Origin of the sequence: Thauera aromatica (genome assembly GCF_023093595.1) — a bacterium.
Taxonomy (GTDB): Bacteria; Pseudomonadota; Gammaproteobacteria; order Burkholderiales; family Rhodocyclaceae; genus Thauera; species Thauera aromatica_A.
Window position 1 is genome coordinate 15,878 of the sequence record NZ_JALLIK010000095.1, and the last position, 15,616, is coordinate 31,493.

Consider the following 15,616-nt stretch of genomic DNA (forward strand, 5'->3'; position numbering starts at 1 on the left):
GGCGGCGAACTGCGCTACGCTGCGGTCCTTTGCAATCGGGAGAGGTGGAGAGCGATGTCGGGCAGCGTCCGTGGGTGGATCTTCGCGCTTCTATCGTTGACCGGGGCCGGCAGCGTCCTCGCGCAGGCCGCTCCGCCCCCGGGCACTCCGCCGGTGGCCGAACTCGGGGCGGGGATGTACCGCATCGCGGCGGAGGTCGCGGACACTTTCCAGGCTCGTCAGCGCGGCCTGATGCAGCGCCGCTCGATGCCCCTGAATCACGGCATGGTGTTCGTGTTCCCGGAGGACGCCATCCACTGCATGTGGATGAAGAACACCTACCTTCCGCTGTCGGTCGCCTTCATCGATGCCGGCGGCAGGTTGATCAACGTCGCCGACATGCAGCCGCAGACCGAGGACAGCCATTGCGCGGCTGCCCCGGCACGCTTCGCGCTGGAAATGAACCTCGGCTGGTTTGCCGAGCGCGGCATCGGTCCGGGTGCGCTCCTGCGCGGTTTCGATCGCCTGCCGCCGGCGCGCTGAGGCTCTGCGCTACCACGGCGCGGCCGGGTGAGGGTTGCCCTTCGCGCTCCGTCTCCCTTCTTCACCGCATCCGTTCCGGCTTCACTCTCGGCGTCAGCGGGGCGCCCTTGCGCGCCCGGCGATGACGCAGCGGCTCGCGCTGCGCCGGTTTCAGTTCGATGCGCACCGGCTTGCCGCCGCGCCCCGTGCCTTCCACGCTCAGCACCGCATCATCGGCCGGGACCGCCACCGCAGCGAGCGCTTCGCCTTCGTCGAGCGCCATCACGATGACGCCGCGACCGCCGCTCTGCGTCTTCATCTCCGGCCGCGGGAAGACCAGCAGGCGACCGTTTTCCGAGGCGGCGGCGATCCAGTCGCCGAAGGCTTTGGCCGGGGCCAGCACCTTTTCCCCCTTTTCCAGGCTCATGAAAGCCTTGCCCGCGCGCTGGCGGCTGGTGGCGTCCGCGACGCTGCACAGGAAGCCGTAGCCGCCGCTGTTGGCGAAGAAGTAGGCTGAATCCGGCATGTCGCTGATCACCTGGGCGAGCTTGGCCCCGTCCTGGAACTCGACCAGGGTCGTGATCGGGGTGCCGTCGCCGCGGCCGCCGGGTAGATCCGACACTTTTACCGTGTAGGCGCGACCGTTGCTGTCGACGACGATCAGTGGCCAGATGGTGCGTGTCTCGAGCACGGCGAAAGCGAAGTCCCCCGCCTTGTAGCCGACCGCTGCGGCGTCGATGCCATGGCCCTGGCGCGTGCGCACCCAGCCGTTCTTCGACACGATCACCGTGACCGCCTCGTCCGGCACGTTGAACTCGGCCGGCGCCACCGCGGCGACGGCCTCGACCAAGGTGCGGCGGTCGTCGCCGTACTTCTTGGCGTCGTCGCCGATCTCCTTGAGGATGAGCCTGGTCATCGCCGCGCGGCTGTCGAGGAGGTGCTGCAGACCGCTGCGCTCGTCCTTCAGCTCGGCGAGCTCCTTCTCGATCCTGAAGCCTTCGAGGCGGGCGAGCTGGCGCAGGCGGATTTCGAGGATGTCCTCGGCCTGGATCTCGGACAGCCCGAAGGCTTCGATCAGCGCCGGCTTGGGCTCGTCCGACTCGCGGATGACGCGGATCACTTCCTCGATGTGGAGGAAGGCGATCATGCGGCCTTCGAGAATGTGGAGGCGGCGGTCCACCTCGTCGAGGCGGTGGCGGCTGCGGCGCTCGACGGTGACATAGCGGAAGTCGATCCATTCCTTGAGGATCTGCACCAGGTTCTTCTGCTGCGGCCGGCCGCCATGGACAGGCCCATGCCCGATCATGGTCAGGTTCACCGACACCGAGGTCTCGAGGCTGGTGTGGGCGAGCAGCACCGCCATGAACTCGTCGCGGTTCTGGCGGCTGGACTTGGGCTCCAGCACGATGCGCACCGGCGCCTTGTCGCTGGATTCGTCGCGCACGGTGTCGAGCACGCCGAGCACGAGCTGCTTGAGGTTCTTCTGCTCCTGGCTGACTTCCTTCTTGCCCGCGCGCGGCTGCGGGTTGGTCAGGGTCTCGATCTCGGACAGCACGCCGGCGGCGGAGACGCCGTGCGGCAGCTCGTCGACGATGACCCGCCACTGGCCGCGGGCGAGCTCCTCGATCTTCCAGCGCGCGCGCACGCGCAGGCTGCCGCGGCCCGATGCGTAGGCGTCGCGGATGGTCTCGGGCGGCGAGATGAGCTGGCCGCCGCCGGGGAAGTCGGGGCCGGGGAGGATGCCGAGTACGTCGTCGAGGGTGGCCTCGGGGTGGCGGATCAGGTGGCAGGTGGCTTCGGCCACTTCGCGCAGGTTGTGCGGCGGGATCTCGGTCGCCATGCCCACGGCGATCCCCGAGGCGCCGTTGAGCAGGACGAAGGGCAGGCGCGCGGGCAGCAGCTGCGGCTCTTCGAAGGCGCCGTCGTAGTTGGGGATGAAGTCGACCGTGCCGCGGTCGATTTCGGCGAGCAGCAGCTCGGCGATCGGGGTCAGGCGGCATTCGGTGTAGCGCATCGCCGCCGCCGAGTCGCCGTCGCGCGAGCCGAAGTTGCCCTGGCCGTCGACCAGCGGGTAGCGCAGCGAGAAGTCCTGCGCGACCCGCACCATCGCGTCGTAGACGCTGGAGTCGCCGTGGGGGTGGTACTTGCCGATCACGTCGCCGACCACGCGCGCCGATTTCACGTGCTTCGAGGTGGCCGACAGGCGCATCTCGTTCATCGCATAGAGGATGCGGCGCTGCACCGGCTTGAGGCCGTCCTCGACCTGGGGCAGGGCGCGCGACTTCACCACGCTCATCGCGTAGGCGAGGTAGGCGCGCTCGGCGTAGCGGTCGAGCGCGAGCGTGCCGTCGTCCTCGGGCTCCGGGTCGGGGGCGGTGGGCGGGGCAGGGGGGGGCGGGCGGTCCACTCCAGCCATGGTTGCGGGGGGCTCGCTCGTCGCGGCTGGTGCCGGTGCGACAGCGGTTGCCAGTGGCGCGGCGGATTCAGGCGCTTCGGAGGCGCCGAACAGGTCGGGAGTGTCGTTGCTCATGCTTGGTGATCTTCGCCTTTGTTCGCCACGTTCGCTGCGTTCGCCCTTGTGTAGATCGGCTTGCGCGTTTGCGCTTTGGCAGGCTGATCGGGCACGATCAAAAAATCGGGTCTGAATCGGCCCGGGGCGTCGAACGCGCGGGCAGGCGTGAGGTTCTTCGCGGGATTCATGTTCATGTGCAGTTCCTCCGGCGCTCAGACATCCGCCTCGACGCTGTCGCCCTTCTCCTCCATCCAGGCGCGGCGGCCGGAGGCTTCGCCCTTGCCCATCAGCAGGGTGAACATCTTCAGCGTCTCGTCCGCCGCACCGCGGCGCACCTTCACCGGCAGCACGCGGCGGGTGGCCGGGTCCATGGTGGTTTCGCGCAGCTGATCGGGGTTCATCTCGCCCAGGCCCTTGAAGCGGCCGACCTCGATTGCCTCGGGCTTGAAACCTTCCTTTTCGAGGCGGTCGCGGATCGCGGTGAGCTCGCCGTCGTCGAGCGCGTAGAGGCGGCGCGGCGGGCGTTTCTTGCCCTGCGCGGGGACGTCGATGCGGTACAGCGGCGGCTGGGCGACATAGACGTGACCGCGTTCGATGAGCTTCGGGAAATGGCGGAAGAAGAGCGTCAGCAGCAGGGTCTGGATGTGGGCGCCGTCGACGTCGGCATCCGACATGATGACGACCTTGCCGTAGCGCAGGCCGGAAAGGTCGACCTCGCTGTCGGCACGATGGGCATCGACGCCCAGGGCGACGGCGATGTCGTGGATCTCGGCGTTGGCGAAGAGGCGATCGGGGTCGATCTCCCAGGCGTTCTGGACCTTGCCGCGCAGCGGCAGGATGGCCTGGGTCTCCTTGTTGCGCGCCATCTTCGCCGAACCGCCGGCGGAGTCGCCTTCGACCAGGAAGAGCTCGTTGTCGGCGAGGTCCTCGGATTCGCAGTCGGAGAGCTTGCCCGGCAGCACGGCGACGCCGGAGGTCTTCTTCTTCTCCACCTTCTGCGCGCTCTTCTGTCGCGCCAGCGCCTGTTTGATGGAGAGCTCGGCGATCGCGCGGCCGGCCTCGACGTGGTTGTTGAGCCAGATCTCGAACGGGTCGCGCAGCTGGCTGGAGACGAGCTTCACCGCCTCGCGCGAGTTGAGCTTTTCCTTCACCTGGCCCTGGAACTGCGGGTCGAGCAGGCGCGCCGACAGCACGAAGCTCATCCGCCCGCAGACGTCTTCCTGCTGCAGCTTGACGCCGCGCGGCAGCAGCGTGTGGTGGTCGATGAAGGACTTCATCGCCTCGAACACGCCGGCGCGCAGGCCGGATTCGTGGGTGCCGCCGTTCACCGTCGGGATCAGGTTGACGTAGGACTCGCTCGGCACCGCGGATTCGAACCAGGCCAGCGCCCAGGCCGCGCCTTCGCCCGGCGCGAAGCTGGGGTCATCCTTGCCGGCGTACTTCTCGCTGGTGAAGATCGGTGCCACCGCTTCGGTGTCGCCGGCGACTTCCTTCAGGTAGCCGGCGAGCCCCTCGGGGTAGGACCAGGTCTTGGACAGCGTGGGGCCGTTCGCCTGCTCGATGTCGAGGCGCACGGCGACGCCCGACAGCAGCACCGCCTTGCTGCGCAGCAGGCGCTCGAGCTCGTTCATCGGCACGCGCGGCGACTCGAAGTACTTCGCGTCCGGCCACACGCGCACCCGGGTGCCGGTCTGGCGGCCGCATTCGCCTTCGCTGCGCAGCGCGCTGATGGTTTCGCCGCCGTCGCTGAAGTCGATGCGGTGGATCCTGCCGTCGCGCTTGACCTCCACTTCGATGCGGGTGGAGAGCGCGTTCGTGACCGACACGCCGACGCCGTGCAGGCCGCCGGAGAAGGCGTAGGCGGAGTTGCCCTCGCGCTTGTCGAACTTGCCGCCGGCATGGAGCCGGGTGTAGGCCAGCACCACCACCGGCACGCCTTCCTCGGGGTGCAGGCCGACCGGGATGCCGCGGCCGTCGTCGGCGACGGTGACCGAGCCGTCCTGGTGCAGGGTGACGTGGATCTTCCTGGCGAAGCCGGCGAGCGCCTCGTCGGCGGCGTTGTCGATGACCTCCTGGATGATGTGCGCCGGGCTGTCGGTACGGGTGTACATGCCGGGGCGCTCGCGCACCGGTTCCAGCCCCTTGAGGACGCGGAAGGAGGATTCGTCGTAGTGCTGCAAAGTGTCTTGCTTGCCTGCCATGCTGTGCGGGCCTGTCCGGTTCGATGCGAAGGGGGCAAGGATAGCAGAGCCCGTTACTGAATGAATAACCAGTTCCCGCTCTCGGCGGCGGCCACGGAAGCGGGCGGTGTCCGCTTCCCGGCGCGGCTGACTATACTGAATGGATCCGTCTCCCGCTTCCGCCGATGAGCGAGCCGCCCGAACACGTCGTCCGCGCCCTGCACGAGCGCATCGAGATCGAGCCCTACGATGCCCGGTGGCCGGCTGCTTTCGCCGCCGAGGCCGAGCGCTTGCGGGCCTTGCTGCCGCCCGGTCTGATCGGGCGCATCGAACATTTCGGCAGCACCGCGGTCCCTGGCCTGGCGGCCAAGCCGATCGTGGACATGCTGATGGAAGTGCGTTCGCTGGAAGACGTTGCCCTGCACATCGCACCGGTCCTGCAGCGCGAAGGCTATGAATATTTCTGGCGGCCGCGGGAGCCCGGCATGCCCGGCATCGCCTATGCCTGGTTCATCCGGCGCGATGCGCGCGGCCGGCGCACGCATCACATCCACTGCCTCGCGGCGGATTCGCCGGAGTGGGAGCGCTTGCTGCTGCGCGACTACCTGCGCGCCCATCCGGATGCGGCGCAGGCGTACGGCGAACTCAAGCGCCGCATCGCGCGCGAACACCCGGACGACCGCATCGCCTACGCCAGGGCGAAGACCGACTTCATCGAGCGGGCGATGCGGGCAGCGCGCGCCTGAGCTTCCCGCGCCGCGCCCGCTTACATGCCCTGGTAGATCGGCCCTTCGCCGCCCTGGGGCACGACCCAGTTGATGTTCTGGGTCGGGTCCTTGATGTCGCAGGTCTTGCAGTGCACACAGTTCTGGGCGTTGATCTGCAGGCGCGGGGCGCCGCCTTCGCCGTCGCGGACGATCTCGTACACGCCGGCCGGACAGTAGCGCTGCTCGGGCGCGTCGTACCGGGCGAGGTTGATCGCGATCGGCACCGAGGCGTCCTTCAGCTGCAGGTGGCAGGGCTGCTCTTCCTCGTGGTTGGTGTTGGACAGGAACACCGAGGACAGGCGATCGAAGGTGAGCACGCCGTCGGGCTTCGGATAGTCGATTTTCGGGCACTCGGCAGCCGGCTTGAGCTTGTCGTGATCGGCGCTGTTGTGCAGCGTCCACGGCGCCTTGCCCATCAACAGCTTCTGGTCGATGCCGAACAGCAGCGAACCGATCCACAGGCCTCTCTTCATGTAGGGCTTGAAGTTGCGGGTCTTGTGCAGTTCAGCGTACAGCCAGGAGTCGCGGAAGGACGAAGGGTAGGCGGTGAGCGCGTCGTGCTGGCGTTCGGCGGCGAGCGCCTCGAAAGCGGCCTCGGCAGCGAGCATGCCGGACTTGATCGCGGCGTGGCTGCCCTTGATCCGGGCGGCGTTGAGGAAACCGGCGTCGTCGCCGACCAGCGCTCCGCCCGGGAATACCAGCCGCGGCAGGCTCTGCAGCCCACCGGCGGTGATCGCGCGCGCACCGTAGGCGAGGCGCTTGCCGCCTTCGAGGTATTTGCGGATCTCGGGGTGGGTCTTATAGCGCTGCATCTCCTCGAACGGCGACAGGTGCGGGTTGCTGTAGTTGAGGCCGACCACATAGCCGACCGCGACCAGGTTGTCTTCGAGGTGGTAGACGAAGCCGCCGCCGTAGGTGGCGTTGTCCATCGGCCAGCCGGCGGTGTGCACGACGAGGCCGGGACGATGGTTCTCGGGCTTCACTTCCCACAGTTCCTTGATGCCGATGCCGTAGGTCTGGGGGTCGACGCCGTCGCGCAGCTTGAACTTCGCTTCCAGCTGCTTGCCCAGGTGGCCGCGGCAGCCTTCCGCGAACAGGGTGTATTTGGCGTGGAGCTCCATCCCCGGCTGGTGGTGCGGGCCGGGCGTGCCGTCGCGGTTGAGGCCCATGTCGCCGGTGGCCACGCCCTTGACCGCACCGTGGCCGTCGTACAGCACTTCGGCGCCGGCAAAGCCGGGATAGACTTCGATGCCGAGGGCTTCGGCCTGCTCGCCGAGCCACTTCACGACGTTGCCCAGGCGCACGATGTAGTTGCCGTGGTTGATGAAACAGTCCGGCAGCAGGCCGTTGGGGGCCTGGCGGGCACCGGTTTCGGTGAGGAACAGGACCTTGTCCTCGGTCACCGCGGTGTTGAGCGGGGCGCCGCGTTCCTTCCAGTCGGGGAAAAGTTCGGTCAGCGCCTTCGGGTCCATCACCGCGCCCGACAGGATGTGGGCACCGATTTCGGCCGCCTTCTCGATCAGGCATACCGAGATTTCCTGGCCTTTCTGCCCCGCCAGCTGTTTGAGGCGGATCGCCGCTGCCAGCCCTGCGGGGCCGCCGCCGACGATCAGCACGTCGAATTCCATCGATTCGCGTTCCATCCTGTTCTCCTGGATTGGTGTGGAGGGCGTGCCCGCCCTGCGACTGCGCAAGTTGTTCAAACCGCGCGAGTTTAAACCTTTGTGCCGTTTCGCGCCGGACCGGGGCTCTCCCACGGATGCAGCGGCTCATGACATACGGGGGCGTATGCTACATTAGCTCGCGACCCGAATAACAGGAGCGAGGGCGATGAAGGACAAGGCCAGACTGATCCACACCAGCCGGATCGCGGTGCGCTGGGGCGACATGGACGCCTACAACCACGTCAATAACACAGTGTATTTCCGCTACTTCGAACAGGCCCGGATCGAGTGGGCCGAACGGATGGGCTCGCGGGTCAGCCCCTTCGAGGATGTCGGGCCGGTGATCATCAATGCCAGCTGCACTTTTCTGGCGCCGGTGAATTATCCTGCCACGGTGGTCGTCAGGATGTACGCGGGCTCGCCCGGGCGAACGAGCCTGATGACGTGGTACGAACTGTTCGTCGAAGGCGAGGACCGGTTGTATGCCGAAGGCGCGGCCAAGACGGTATGGATGGACATGCGCAGCGGAAAGTCGGTGCCGATCCCGCAGGCGGTACGTGCCTTGTTCGATGATTCCGCCGCCTGACTCGGGGCGGCACGGGTAGCCGCCGGCTGGCCCGGATCCACGGTCGAGGGAGCTTCGATGATGCTGATGAATCGGGACAAGTCGGTGCTGTTGGTGATCGACGTGCAGGCGCGGCTGGCTCCGCACATCCACGACCACGAGCAGGTGGTTGCCAACTGCATCTGGCTGGCGCGGGTGGCCGAGCGCGCAGGAGTGCCGGTAGTGGTTACCGAGCATTTTCAGGAGAAGCTCGGCGCGACGGTGGACGAGCTGCGCGCGGCCACCGGCAACGCCCGCTACGTGGGCAAGCGCTGCTTTTCCGCGCAGGCTGAAGGCGGTCTCGCCGACACTGCGGTGGAGCGCTGTCGGCAGGTGATCGTGTGCGGCACCGAAGCCCATGTCTGCGTGATGCAGAGTGCGCTCGAGCTGCGCTGGGCGGGCAAGGAAGTGTTCGTCGTCGCCGAGGCTTCGGGGTCGCGCGCCGCCGCCGACCGGGATCTCGCCTTCGCCCGCATGCGCGATCACGGGGTCGAGATCGTGTCGCGCGAAATGGTCGCGTTCGAGTGGCTGCAACGCGGCGGCACCGAATTGTTTCGCCAGATCAACCGTGATTTCATTCGCTGAGCGGGGCCGGCCTCGTTAGGGAAAACGGGGGTATCGTTCATCCCGGCGTTCTCTTAGCCTGACTCTTTTGTTCCATGGCGAGGCGGGTCGTGGCCCGGATCTGCCGCTCGTCCGGGCCCCTTCTCGCCTCGCCATGTCCTGACACGCAAGTGGGGAGATTCGGATGAACACGCGGGAAGCAAGCCGGTTGATCGCGCAGATCGATGCGGTGGTCGAACAAATCGCAGCGCGCCTGCCGGCGGCGCAGGCCACCGCGGTGAGCGCCTTTGCCGCGCGATTCTTCGCCCAGGTCGATCCCGAAGACCTCGAGGCGCTGCCGGTCGCCGATCTCTATGGCGCCGTGCTCAGCCAGTGGCACTTCATCGCCCGGCGACGCTCGGGCAGCCGGGTGCGCGCGTTCAACCCCAGGCTCGACGAACACGGCTGGGAGTGTACGCATACGGTCATCGAGATCGTCGGCGATGACATGCCCTTCCTCGTCGATTCGATCGCGATGGAGATCGCCCGCCAGGGCTCGGCCCTGCACCTGATCATCCATCCGGTGATGGGCGTGGTGCGCGACGACGAGGGGCGCTTCGTGCGCCTCGCCGAGCAGGATGAAGTGCAGGCCGCAGCGGGGGATAAAGGGCCGGGTGGGGCGCGTCTCGAGTCGATCATGCACCTCGAGGTCGATCGTCGTACCGATCCGGCCGACCTCGCCGCCTTACAGCAGGGGATCGAGCACGTGCTTGCCGACGTCCGTGCGGCGGTGGGCGACTGGCCGGCGATGCGCACGCGCATGGCCGAGATCATCGCCGGGCTGGAAGGGGGCGTGCCGTCGCTCGAAGCGGGCGAGCTGGCCGAAGTGCGCGCCTTTCTCGAGTGGCTCGCGGCCGACAACTTCGTCCTTTTGGGCTGCCGTGACTACGAGCTGGTCGATACCGGGGATGGCAACGAACTGCGCATCGTCAGCGGCTCCGGCCTGGGCCTGCTGCGCGGCGATGGCGAGGACGGGCAGTCGCGCTCGTTCGCCGCGCTGCCGCCGCAGTTGCGCGCCCAGGCCCATCTGCCCCACCTGCTCACGGTGACGAAATCCAATTCGCGCTCCACCGTGCACCGCCCGGGCTACCTCGACTTTGTCGGCGTCAAGCGTTTCGATGACGCCGGCCGGGTGCTCGGCGAGCGCCGCATCATCGGCCTGCTGGCATCGACCGCCTACAGCGCCAGCCCGAAGCAGATCCCGCTGCTGCGGCGCAAGGTCGAGGCCGTGTTCGAGCGCGCCGGGCTGTTGCCCGGCGGTCATGCGGCGAAGGCGCTGCTGACCCTGCTCGAGCGCTACCCGCGCGACGAGCTGTTCCAGATTTCACCGGAGGAACTCTACGTTCATGCGATGGGCATCCTGCGTCTGGGCGAGCGCCTGCGCACGCGCCTGTTCGTGCGCTGCGACCCTTTCGCCCGCTTCGTTTCCTGCCTGATCTACGTTCCCCGCGAACACTACAACACCGATCAGAGAAAGCGCATGCAGGCGGTGCTGATGGATGCCTTCAACGGCACCGCCTCCGAATTCGACGTGCAGTTCTCGGATTCCGCGCTGGCGCGCATCCTGATCACCGTGCGCACCCGGGATTCGGTGATTCCGCCTTTCGATACCCGCGAACTCGAGCAGCGTCTGATCCGTGCCTCGCGGCGCTGGGAGGACGAAATGCTGCAGGCACTGGTCGAGCAGTGCGGCGAAGAGCGCGGCCTGGCGCTGGCCCGGCGCTACGGCAGCGGTTTCCCGGCCGGCTACCGCGAGGACCATTCGGCGCGGATGGCGGTGTTCGACATCGAGCAGATGGAGGCGCTCGTCGATCGCGAGGCTCTCGGGCTCAATCTGTACGTGCCGCTGGAAGCGCCCGCGGGCCGCTTGAACCTGCGCCTGTATCACCTCGACGCTCCGGTGCCGCTGTCTTCGAGCCTGCCGATGCTCGAGAAGATGGGCGTGAAAGTGATCGAAGAGCGGCCGTACGCCATTTCGCGCCAGGACGGGCGCACGGTGTGGCTGCACGATTTCGGCCTGAGCTATGCCGAGGCCGACAGCCTCAACATCCATGAAGTGCGGCCGCTGTTCCAGGACGCTTTTTCGCATGCCTGGCGCGGCGAGGTCGAGAACGACGATTTCAACCGCCTGGTGCTGCGCGCCGGCCTGTCGTGGCGCGAAGTCGCGGTGCTGCGCGCCTACGCGAAATACCTGCGCCAGGCCGCGTTCACGTTCAGCCAGGCCTACATGGAGCAGACCCTGGCGGCGTACCCGCAACTCGCGCGCGCGCTGTTCGAACTGTTCCGGGTGCGCTTCGAGCCCGCCCTCGACCAGGGGCGTGAGGCGGCCTGCAACGGCATCGTGGCGGCGATCGAGCAGGGTCTGAACGCGGTGGCCAACCTCGACGAGGACCGCATCCTGCGCCAGTTCCTCGCCCTGATCCTGGCGACGCTGCGCACCAACTGGTTCCAGCGTGGCGCCGATGGCCGTCCCAAGACCTACACCGCGTTCAAGTTCGCTCCGGCGAAGATCCCCAACCTGCCGCAGCCGCTGCCGATGTTCGAGATCTTCGTCTATTCGCCGCGCATGGAAGGCGTGCATCTGCGTGCCGGCAAGGTGGCGCGCGGCGGTCTGCGCTGGTCGGACCGGATGGAGGACTTCCGCACCGAGATCCTCGGCCTGGTGAAGGCGCAGATCGTCAAGAACGCGGTGATCGTGCCGGTGGGCTCGAAAGGCGGCTTCGTCGTCAAGTGCCCGCCCGTGGAGGGCGGGCGCGAGGCGCTGGTCGCCGAAGGCGTCGCCTGCTATCGCAACTTCCTGCGCGGCCTGCTCGATCTGACCGACAACCTGGTGCAGGGCAGGGTCGTTCCGCCTCCCGATCTGGTGCGCCACGACGAGGACGACCCCTACCTCGTGGTGGCGGCCGACAAGGGCACGGCGACCTTCTCCGACTATGCCAACGAGGTCGCCGCGGAGTACGGCTTCTGGCTCGGAGACGCTTTCGCCTCGGGCGGCTCGGCCGGTTACGACCACAAGAAGATGGGGATCACCGCGCGCGGTGCGTGGGAGGCGGTGAAGCATCATTTCCGTGCGATCGGGTGCAACATCCAGGAAACGCCGTTTACCGTCGTCGGCATCGGCGACATGTCGGGCGACGTGTTCGGCAACGGCATGCTGCTGTCGCGGCAGATCCGCCTGGTGGCAGCGTTCGATCACCGCCACATCTTCGTCGACCCCGATCCCGACCCGGAGACGAGCTGGCAGGAACGCGCCCGCCTGTTCGCCCTGCCGCGCTCGAGCTGGGACGACTACGACAAGACCCTGATTTCGGAGGGCGGCGGGGTGTGGCCGCGGAGCGCGAAATCGATCCGCCTGTCTCCCCAGCTGCGTGCGGCACTCGACATCGATGCCGACAGCCTGGCGCCGACCGAGCTGATCCGCGCCATCCTCACCGCGCCGGTCGATCTGCTCTACAACGGCGGCATCGGCACCTACATCAAGTCCGCGGCCGAGACCGACGCTGTGGTGGGCGATCGTGCCAACGACGCGGTGCGTGTCAACGGCGCCGAGCTGCGCTGCAAGGTGCTGGGCGAGGGCGGCAACCTCGGTGCCACCCAGCTCGGGCGCATCGAGTTCGCGCTCGGGGGCGGGCGGGTCAATACCGACGCCATCGACAACTCGGGCGGGGTCGACTGCTCGGACCACGAGGTCAACATCAAGATCCTGCTCGGCAGCGTGGTCGCCGAAGGCGAGCTGACGATGAAGCAGCGCAACCAGCTGCTCGCCGAGATGACCGATGAGGTCGCCGCGCTGGTGTTGCGCGATAACTATGCACAAACCCGGATCCTGTCGGTGGTCCGCGCCCGCGGCGTGGATCTGCTCGACGAACAGGCCGAGTTCATGCGCCGCCTCGGCCATGCCGGGCGGCTCAACCGCAAGCTCGAGTTCCTGCCGATGGACGAGGATCTGGTCGAGCGCAAGGCGGTGCGCGTGGGGCTGGTCACTCCCGAGCTGGCGGTGCTGCTGGCCTACTCGAAGATCGAACTCTATGACGAAGTGCTGGCCTCGGACGTACCGGAAGACCCCTACATCCGCAGCGCTCTCGAGCGCTATTTTCCGGTGCCGCTGCGTGAGCGCTTCGCCGAGCATATCCAGCGCCATCCGCTGCGGCGCGAGATCGTTTCCACCCACGTCGTCAACAGCATGATCAACCGTGTCGGGCCGACCTTCGTCGGCCGCCTCGGGGCGGAAACGGGAGCTGCTCCTCCCGATGTCGTCCGTGCCTACATGGCGACCCGCGAGGTCTTCGGCCTGGTCCCGGTGTGGAGCGAGATCGAGGCGCTCGACACCTGCATCGACGATGCAGTCCAGGTCGAGCTGATCCGCGAGGCCGACCGCCTGGTGCAGCGCGGCACGCTGTGGTTCCTGCGCCATCGGCCGTGGCTCACCGACCTGCAGGCGACGTTGGCGCATTTCTCGCCCGGCGTGGGCGTGCTTGCCGACGGTCTGGCGGACTACGTGGCGCCGGCCTACAAGGCCGAACTCGAGGAAGCGGTCGCACGCCGGGTGGGGCAGGGGGTACCGTGGGCCCTGGCGCAGCGTATTGCGGTGCTCGACGAGCTGTATTCGGCGCTCGACCTGGTCGAGGTCGCGGCCGAGAGCGGTCGGGACGAGGTGCTGGTGGCGCGGGTCTATTTCGCGCTCGGCGGCGATCTCGACCTGCATTGGCTGGGACGCCAGATCTCGTTGCTCCCCACCGAGACCCGCTGGCAGACGCTCGCGCGCAGCGCCCTGCGCGGCGATCTGTCCGCAGTGGCGCGGGCGCTGGTCAATGATGCCCTGAAACTCGCCCCCGACGCCGGGGAGGCGGACCAGGTCCGGACCGCCTGGCAGGCGAAGTACGCGCTCCAGCTCGAGCGTTACCGTCACCTGCTGACTGAAATCCACGCCGCGCCGAGCATCGACCTGGCGATGCTGTCGGTGGCCTTGCGCGAGCTCCGCGGGCTGGGCTGAATCCTGCCGGAGCCGTTGTGGGGCGGACCGCCAATGGCCCCGGCGATGGAGCCGACGATGGGCGTGCTGTTGGGCCGGACTGTGTTGGGCCGGACTGCTGACGCGCGTCCGGCTCATCGGTTATCATCGCGCTTTCCCGCAGCACATCTCCCATGACCAAATACGTCTTCGTTACCGGCGGTGTCGTGTCCTCCCTGGGCAAAGGCATCGCGGCCGCCTCTTTGGGGGCGATTCTCGAGTCCCGTGGCATCAAGGTCACGCACCTCAAGCTGGACCCCTACATCAACGTCGATCCGGGCACCATGAGCCCGTTCCAGCACGGTGAAGTGTTCGTCACCGAAGACGGTGCCGAGACCGATCTCGATCTCGGCCACTACGAGCGCTTCACCAGCGCCAAGATGAGCCGGCGCAACAACTTCACCACCGGCCAGATCTACGAGGCGGTGATCAAGAAGGAGCGCCGCGGCGAATACCTCGGCAAGACGGTGCAGGTGATCCCGCACATCACCGACGAGATCAAGCAGTACGTGAAGCGCGGCGCCGAAGGCGCCGACGTGGCGATCGTCGAGGTCGGCGGCACCGTGGGCGACATCGAGTCGCTGCCCTTTCTCGAGGCGATCCGCCAGATGGGGATCGAGGAAGGGCGCAGCAGCACCTGCTTTATCCACCTCACCCTGCTGCCCTACATCCCGACCGCGGGCGAACTGAAGACCAAGCCGACCCAGCATTCGGTGAAGGAGCTGCGCGAGATCGGCATCCAGCCCGACATCCTGCTGTGCCGTGCCGACCGCTCGATCCCGGCCGATGAGCGGCGCAAGATCGCGCTGTTCTGCAACGTGATGCCCGAGGCCGTCATCGAGTGCCTCGATGCCGACTCGATCTACAAGATTCCCGGCCAGCTCCACGACCAGATGCTCGACCAGATCGTCTGCCACAAGCTCGACATCCTCGCCCGCGCGGCCGACCTGTCGGTGTGGGAAAAGCTGATCCACGCGCTCGAGCATCCGAAGCAGACGGTCAATGTCGGCTTCGTCGGCAAGTACGTCGACCTCACCGAGTCCTACAAGTCGCTGATCGAGGCGCTCAATCACGCGGGCATGCACACCGAGTCGAAAGTGAAGATCCACTACATCGACTCCGAGGATATCGAGCGCGACGGCTGCGGCGTGCTCCAGTCCATGGATGCGATCCTGGTGCCGGGCGGCTTCGGCAAGCGCGGCACCGAAGGCAAGATCGCCGCGATCCGTTTCGCGCGCGAGAACAAGGTGCCGTATCTGGGAATCTGCCTGGGCATGCAGCTCGCGGTGGTCGAGTTCGCGCGCGACGTCGCCGGCATGGAAGGGGCGCACTCGACCGAGTTCGAGCGCGACACTCCGTTCCCGGTGATCGGCCTGATCACCGAATGGAAGGACCGCAGCGGCAAGCTGGAAAAGCGCACCGAGGATTCCGACCTCGGCGGTACGATGCGCCTCGGCGGCCAGCTCTGTCAGCTCGCCGAAGGGACGCTGGCGCGCGAAGTCTACGGCGCGGCCGAGATCATGGAGCGCCACCGCCACCGTTACGAGGTGAACAACTCGCTGTTGGCGAAGCTCGAGGACAAGGGGCTGGTGGTGTCGGGCCGCGCGCCGGTCACCGACCTGTGCGAGATGGTCGAGCTGCCCGCCGATGTCCACCCCTGGTTCGTCGGTTGCCAGTTCCATCCCGAGTTCACCTCCAACCCGCGCAAGGGCCATCCGCTGTTCACCGCCTACGTGCAGGCGGCGATCGCGCGCCAGCAGGCCGCGGCCTGAAG

General features: G+C 67.4%; 10 protein-coding genes. 6 read left to right on the top strand and 4 right to left on the bottom strand.

Going from position 1 to position 15,616, the window contains the following annotated elements; all coding sequences use genetic code 11:
* The first annotated feature begins 54 nt into the window (after positions 1 to 54).
* Positions 55 to 522 (top strand): DUF192 domain-containing protein, encoded by a 468-nt coding sequence (locus MXC99_RS07025; RefSeq protein ID WP_247724774.1) that lies wholly within the window; start codon positions 55 to 57, stop codon positions 520 to 522.
* A 61-nt stretch (positions 523 to 583) separates the two neighbouring features.
* Here the strand turns inward: MXC99_RS07025 and parC are convergent, their stop codons facing one another.
* From parC to MXC99_RS07040, 3 genes are read right to left on the bottom strand one after another with little or no spacing between them, the layout of a single operon-like run.
* On the bottom strand, positions 584 to 3,031 hold the full coding sequence (parC, locus tag MXC99_RS07030) for a DNA topoisomerase IV subunit A (RefSeq protein WP_247724775.1): 2,448 nt from the start codon (positions 3,029 to 3,031) through the stop codon (positions 584 to 586).
* On the bottom strand, positions 3,028 to 3,207 hold the full coding sequence (locus tag MXC99_RS07035) for a hypothetical protein (RefSeq protein WP_247724776.1): 180 nt from the start codon (positions 3,205 to 3,207) through the stop codon (positions 3,028 to 3,030). Before MXC99_RS07035 ends, parC begins: the two co-directional genes overlap by 4 nt.
* Positions 3,208 to 3,225: 18 nt before the next feature.
* Positions 3,226 to 5,214, bottom strand: coding sequence for a DNA topoisomerase IV subunit B (locus MXC99_RS07040; protein ID WP_247724777.1), 1,989 nt, complete (start codon positions 5,212 to 5,214; stop codon positions 3,226 to 3,228).
* A gap of 164 nt (positions 5,215 to 5,378) precedes the next feature.
* On the opposite strand from MXC99_RS07040, the gene MXC99_RS07045 reads away from it, so the two are divergent.
* Positions 5,379 to 5,939, top strand: coding sequence for a GrpB family protein (locus MXC99_RS07045; RefSeq protein WP_247724778.1), 561 nt, complete (start codon positions 5,379 to 5,381; stop codon positions 5,937 to 5,939).
* Between the two features lie 20 nt (positions 5,940 to 5,959).
* Here the strand turns inward: MXC99_RS07045 and MXC99_RS07050 are convergent, their stop codons facing one another.
* Positions 5,960 to 7,603: an electron transfer flavoprotein-ubiquinone oxidoreductase gene (locus MXC99_RS07050; protein ID WP_247724779.1), complete on the bottom strand. Its 1,644-nt coding sequence runs from the start codon at positions 7,601 to 7,603 to the stop codon at positions 5,960 to 5,962.
* Positions 7,604 to 7,790: 187 nt separating this feature from the next.
* On the opposite strand from MXC99_RS07050, the gene MXC99_RS07055 reads away from it, so the two are divergent.
* The 4 genes from MXC99_RS07055 to MXC99_RS07070 all read left to right on the top strand — a co-directional run bounded on the left by MXC99_RS07055 (position 7,791) and on the right by MXC99_RS07070 (position 15,614).
* Complete coding sequence (locus MXC99_RS07055) at positions 7,791 to 8,210, top strand: acyl-CoA thioesterase (protein ID WP_247724780.1); 420 nt, start codon at positions 7,791 to 7,793, stop codon at positions 8,208 to 8,210.
* Between the two features lie 60 nt (positions 8,211 to 8,270).
* The gene (locus MXC99_RS07060; protein WP_348772090.1) at positions 8,271 to 8,813 is read left to right on the top strand and encodes an isochorismatase family protein; all 543 of its coding nucleotides are present in this window, start codon (positions 8,271 to 8,273) and stop codon (positions 8,811 to 8,813) included.
* A gap of 163 nt (positions 8,814 to 8,976) precedes the next feature.
* The gene (locus MXC99_RS07065) at positions 8,977 to 13,824 is read left to right on the top strand and encodes an NAD-glutamate dehydrogenase (protein WP_247724782.1); all 4,848 of its coding nucleotides are present in this window, start codon (positions 8,977 to 8,979) and stop codon (positions 13,822 to 13,824) included.
* 152 nt (positions 13,825 to 13,976) lie between these two features.
* Positions 13,977 to 15,614 carry a CTP synthase gene (locus MXC99_RS07070; protein WP_247724783.1) on the top strand — a complete coding sequence of 546 codons (1,638 nt, stop codon included), beginning with the start codon at positions 13,977 to 13,979 and terminating at the stop codon, positions 15,612 to 15,614.
* Positions 15,615 to 15,616: the final 2 nt, after the last annotated feature.

Coding starts and splice junctions, on each gene's coding strand:
- MXC99_RS07070 (WP_247724783.1), top strand. CDS start 13,977: ATGACCAAATACGTCTTCGTTACCGGCGGTGTCGTGTCCTCCCTGGGC.
- MXC99_RS07040 (WP_247724777.1), bottom strand. CDS start 5,214: ATGGCAGGCAAGCAAGACACTTTGCAGCACTACGACGAATCCTCCTTC.
- MXC99_RS07035 (WP_247724776.1), bottom strand. CDS start 3,207: ATGAACATGAATCCCGCGAAGAACCTCACGCCTGCCCGCGCGTTCGAC.
- MXC99_RS07050 (WP_247724779.1), bottom strand. CDS start 7,603: ATGGAACGCGAATCGATGGAATTCGACGTGCTGATCGTCGGCGGCGGC.
- MXC99_RS07065 (WP_247724782.1), top strand. CDS start 8,977: ATGAACACGCGGGAAGCAAGCCGGTTGATCGCGCAGATCGATGCGGTG.
- MXC99_RS07055 (WP_247724780.1), top strand. CDS start 7,791: ATGAAGGACAAGGCCAGACTGATCCACACCAGCCGGATCGCGGTGCGC.
- MXC99_RS07060 (WP_348772090.1), top strand. CDS start 8,271: ATGCTGATGAATCGGGACAAGTCGGTGCTGTTGGTGATCGACGTGCAG.
- MXC99_RS07025 (WP_247724774.1), top strand. CDS start 55: ATGTCGGGCAGCGTCCGTGGGTGGATCTTCGCGCTTCTATCGTTGACC.
- parC (WP_247724775.1), bottom strand. CDS start 3,031: ATGAGCAACGACACTCCCGACCTGTTCGGCGCCTCCGAAGCGCCTGAA.
- MXC99_RS07045 (WP_247724778.1), top strand. CDS start 5,379: ATGAGCGAGCCGCCCGAACACGTCGTCCGCGCCCTGCACGAGCGCATC.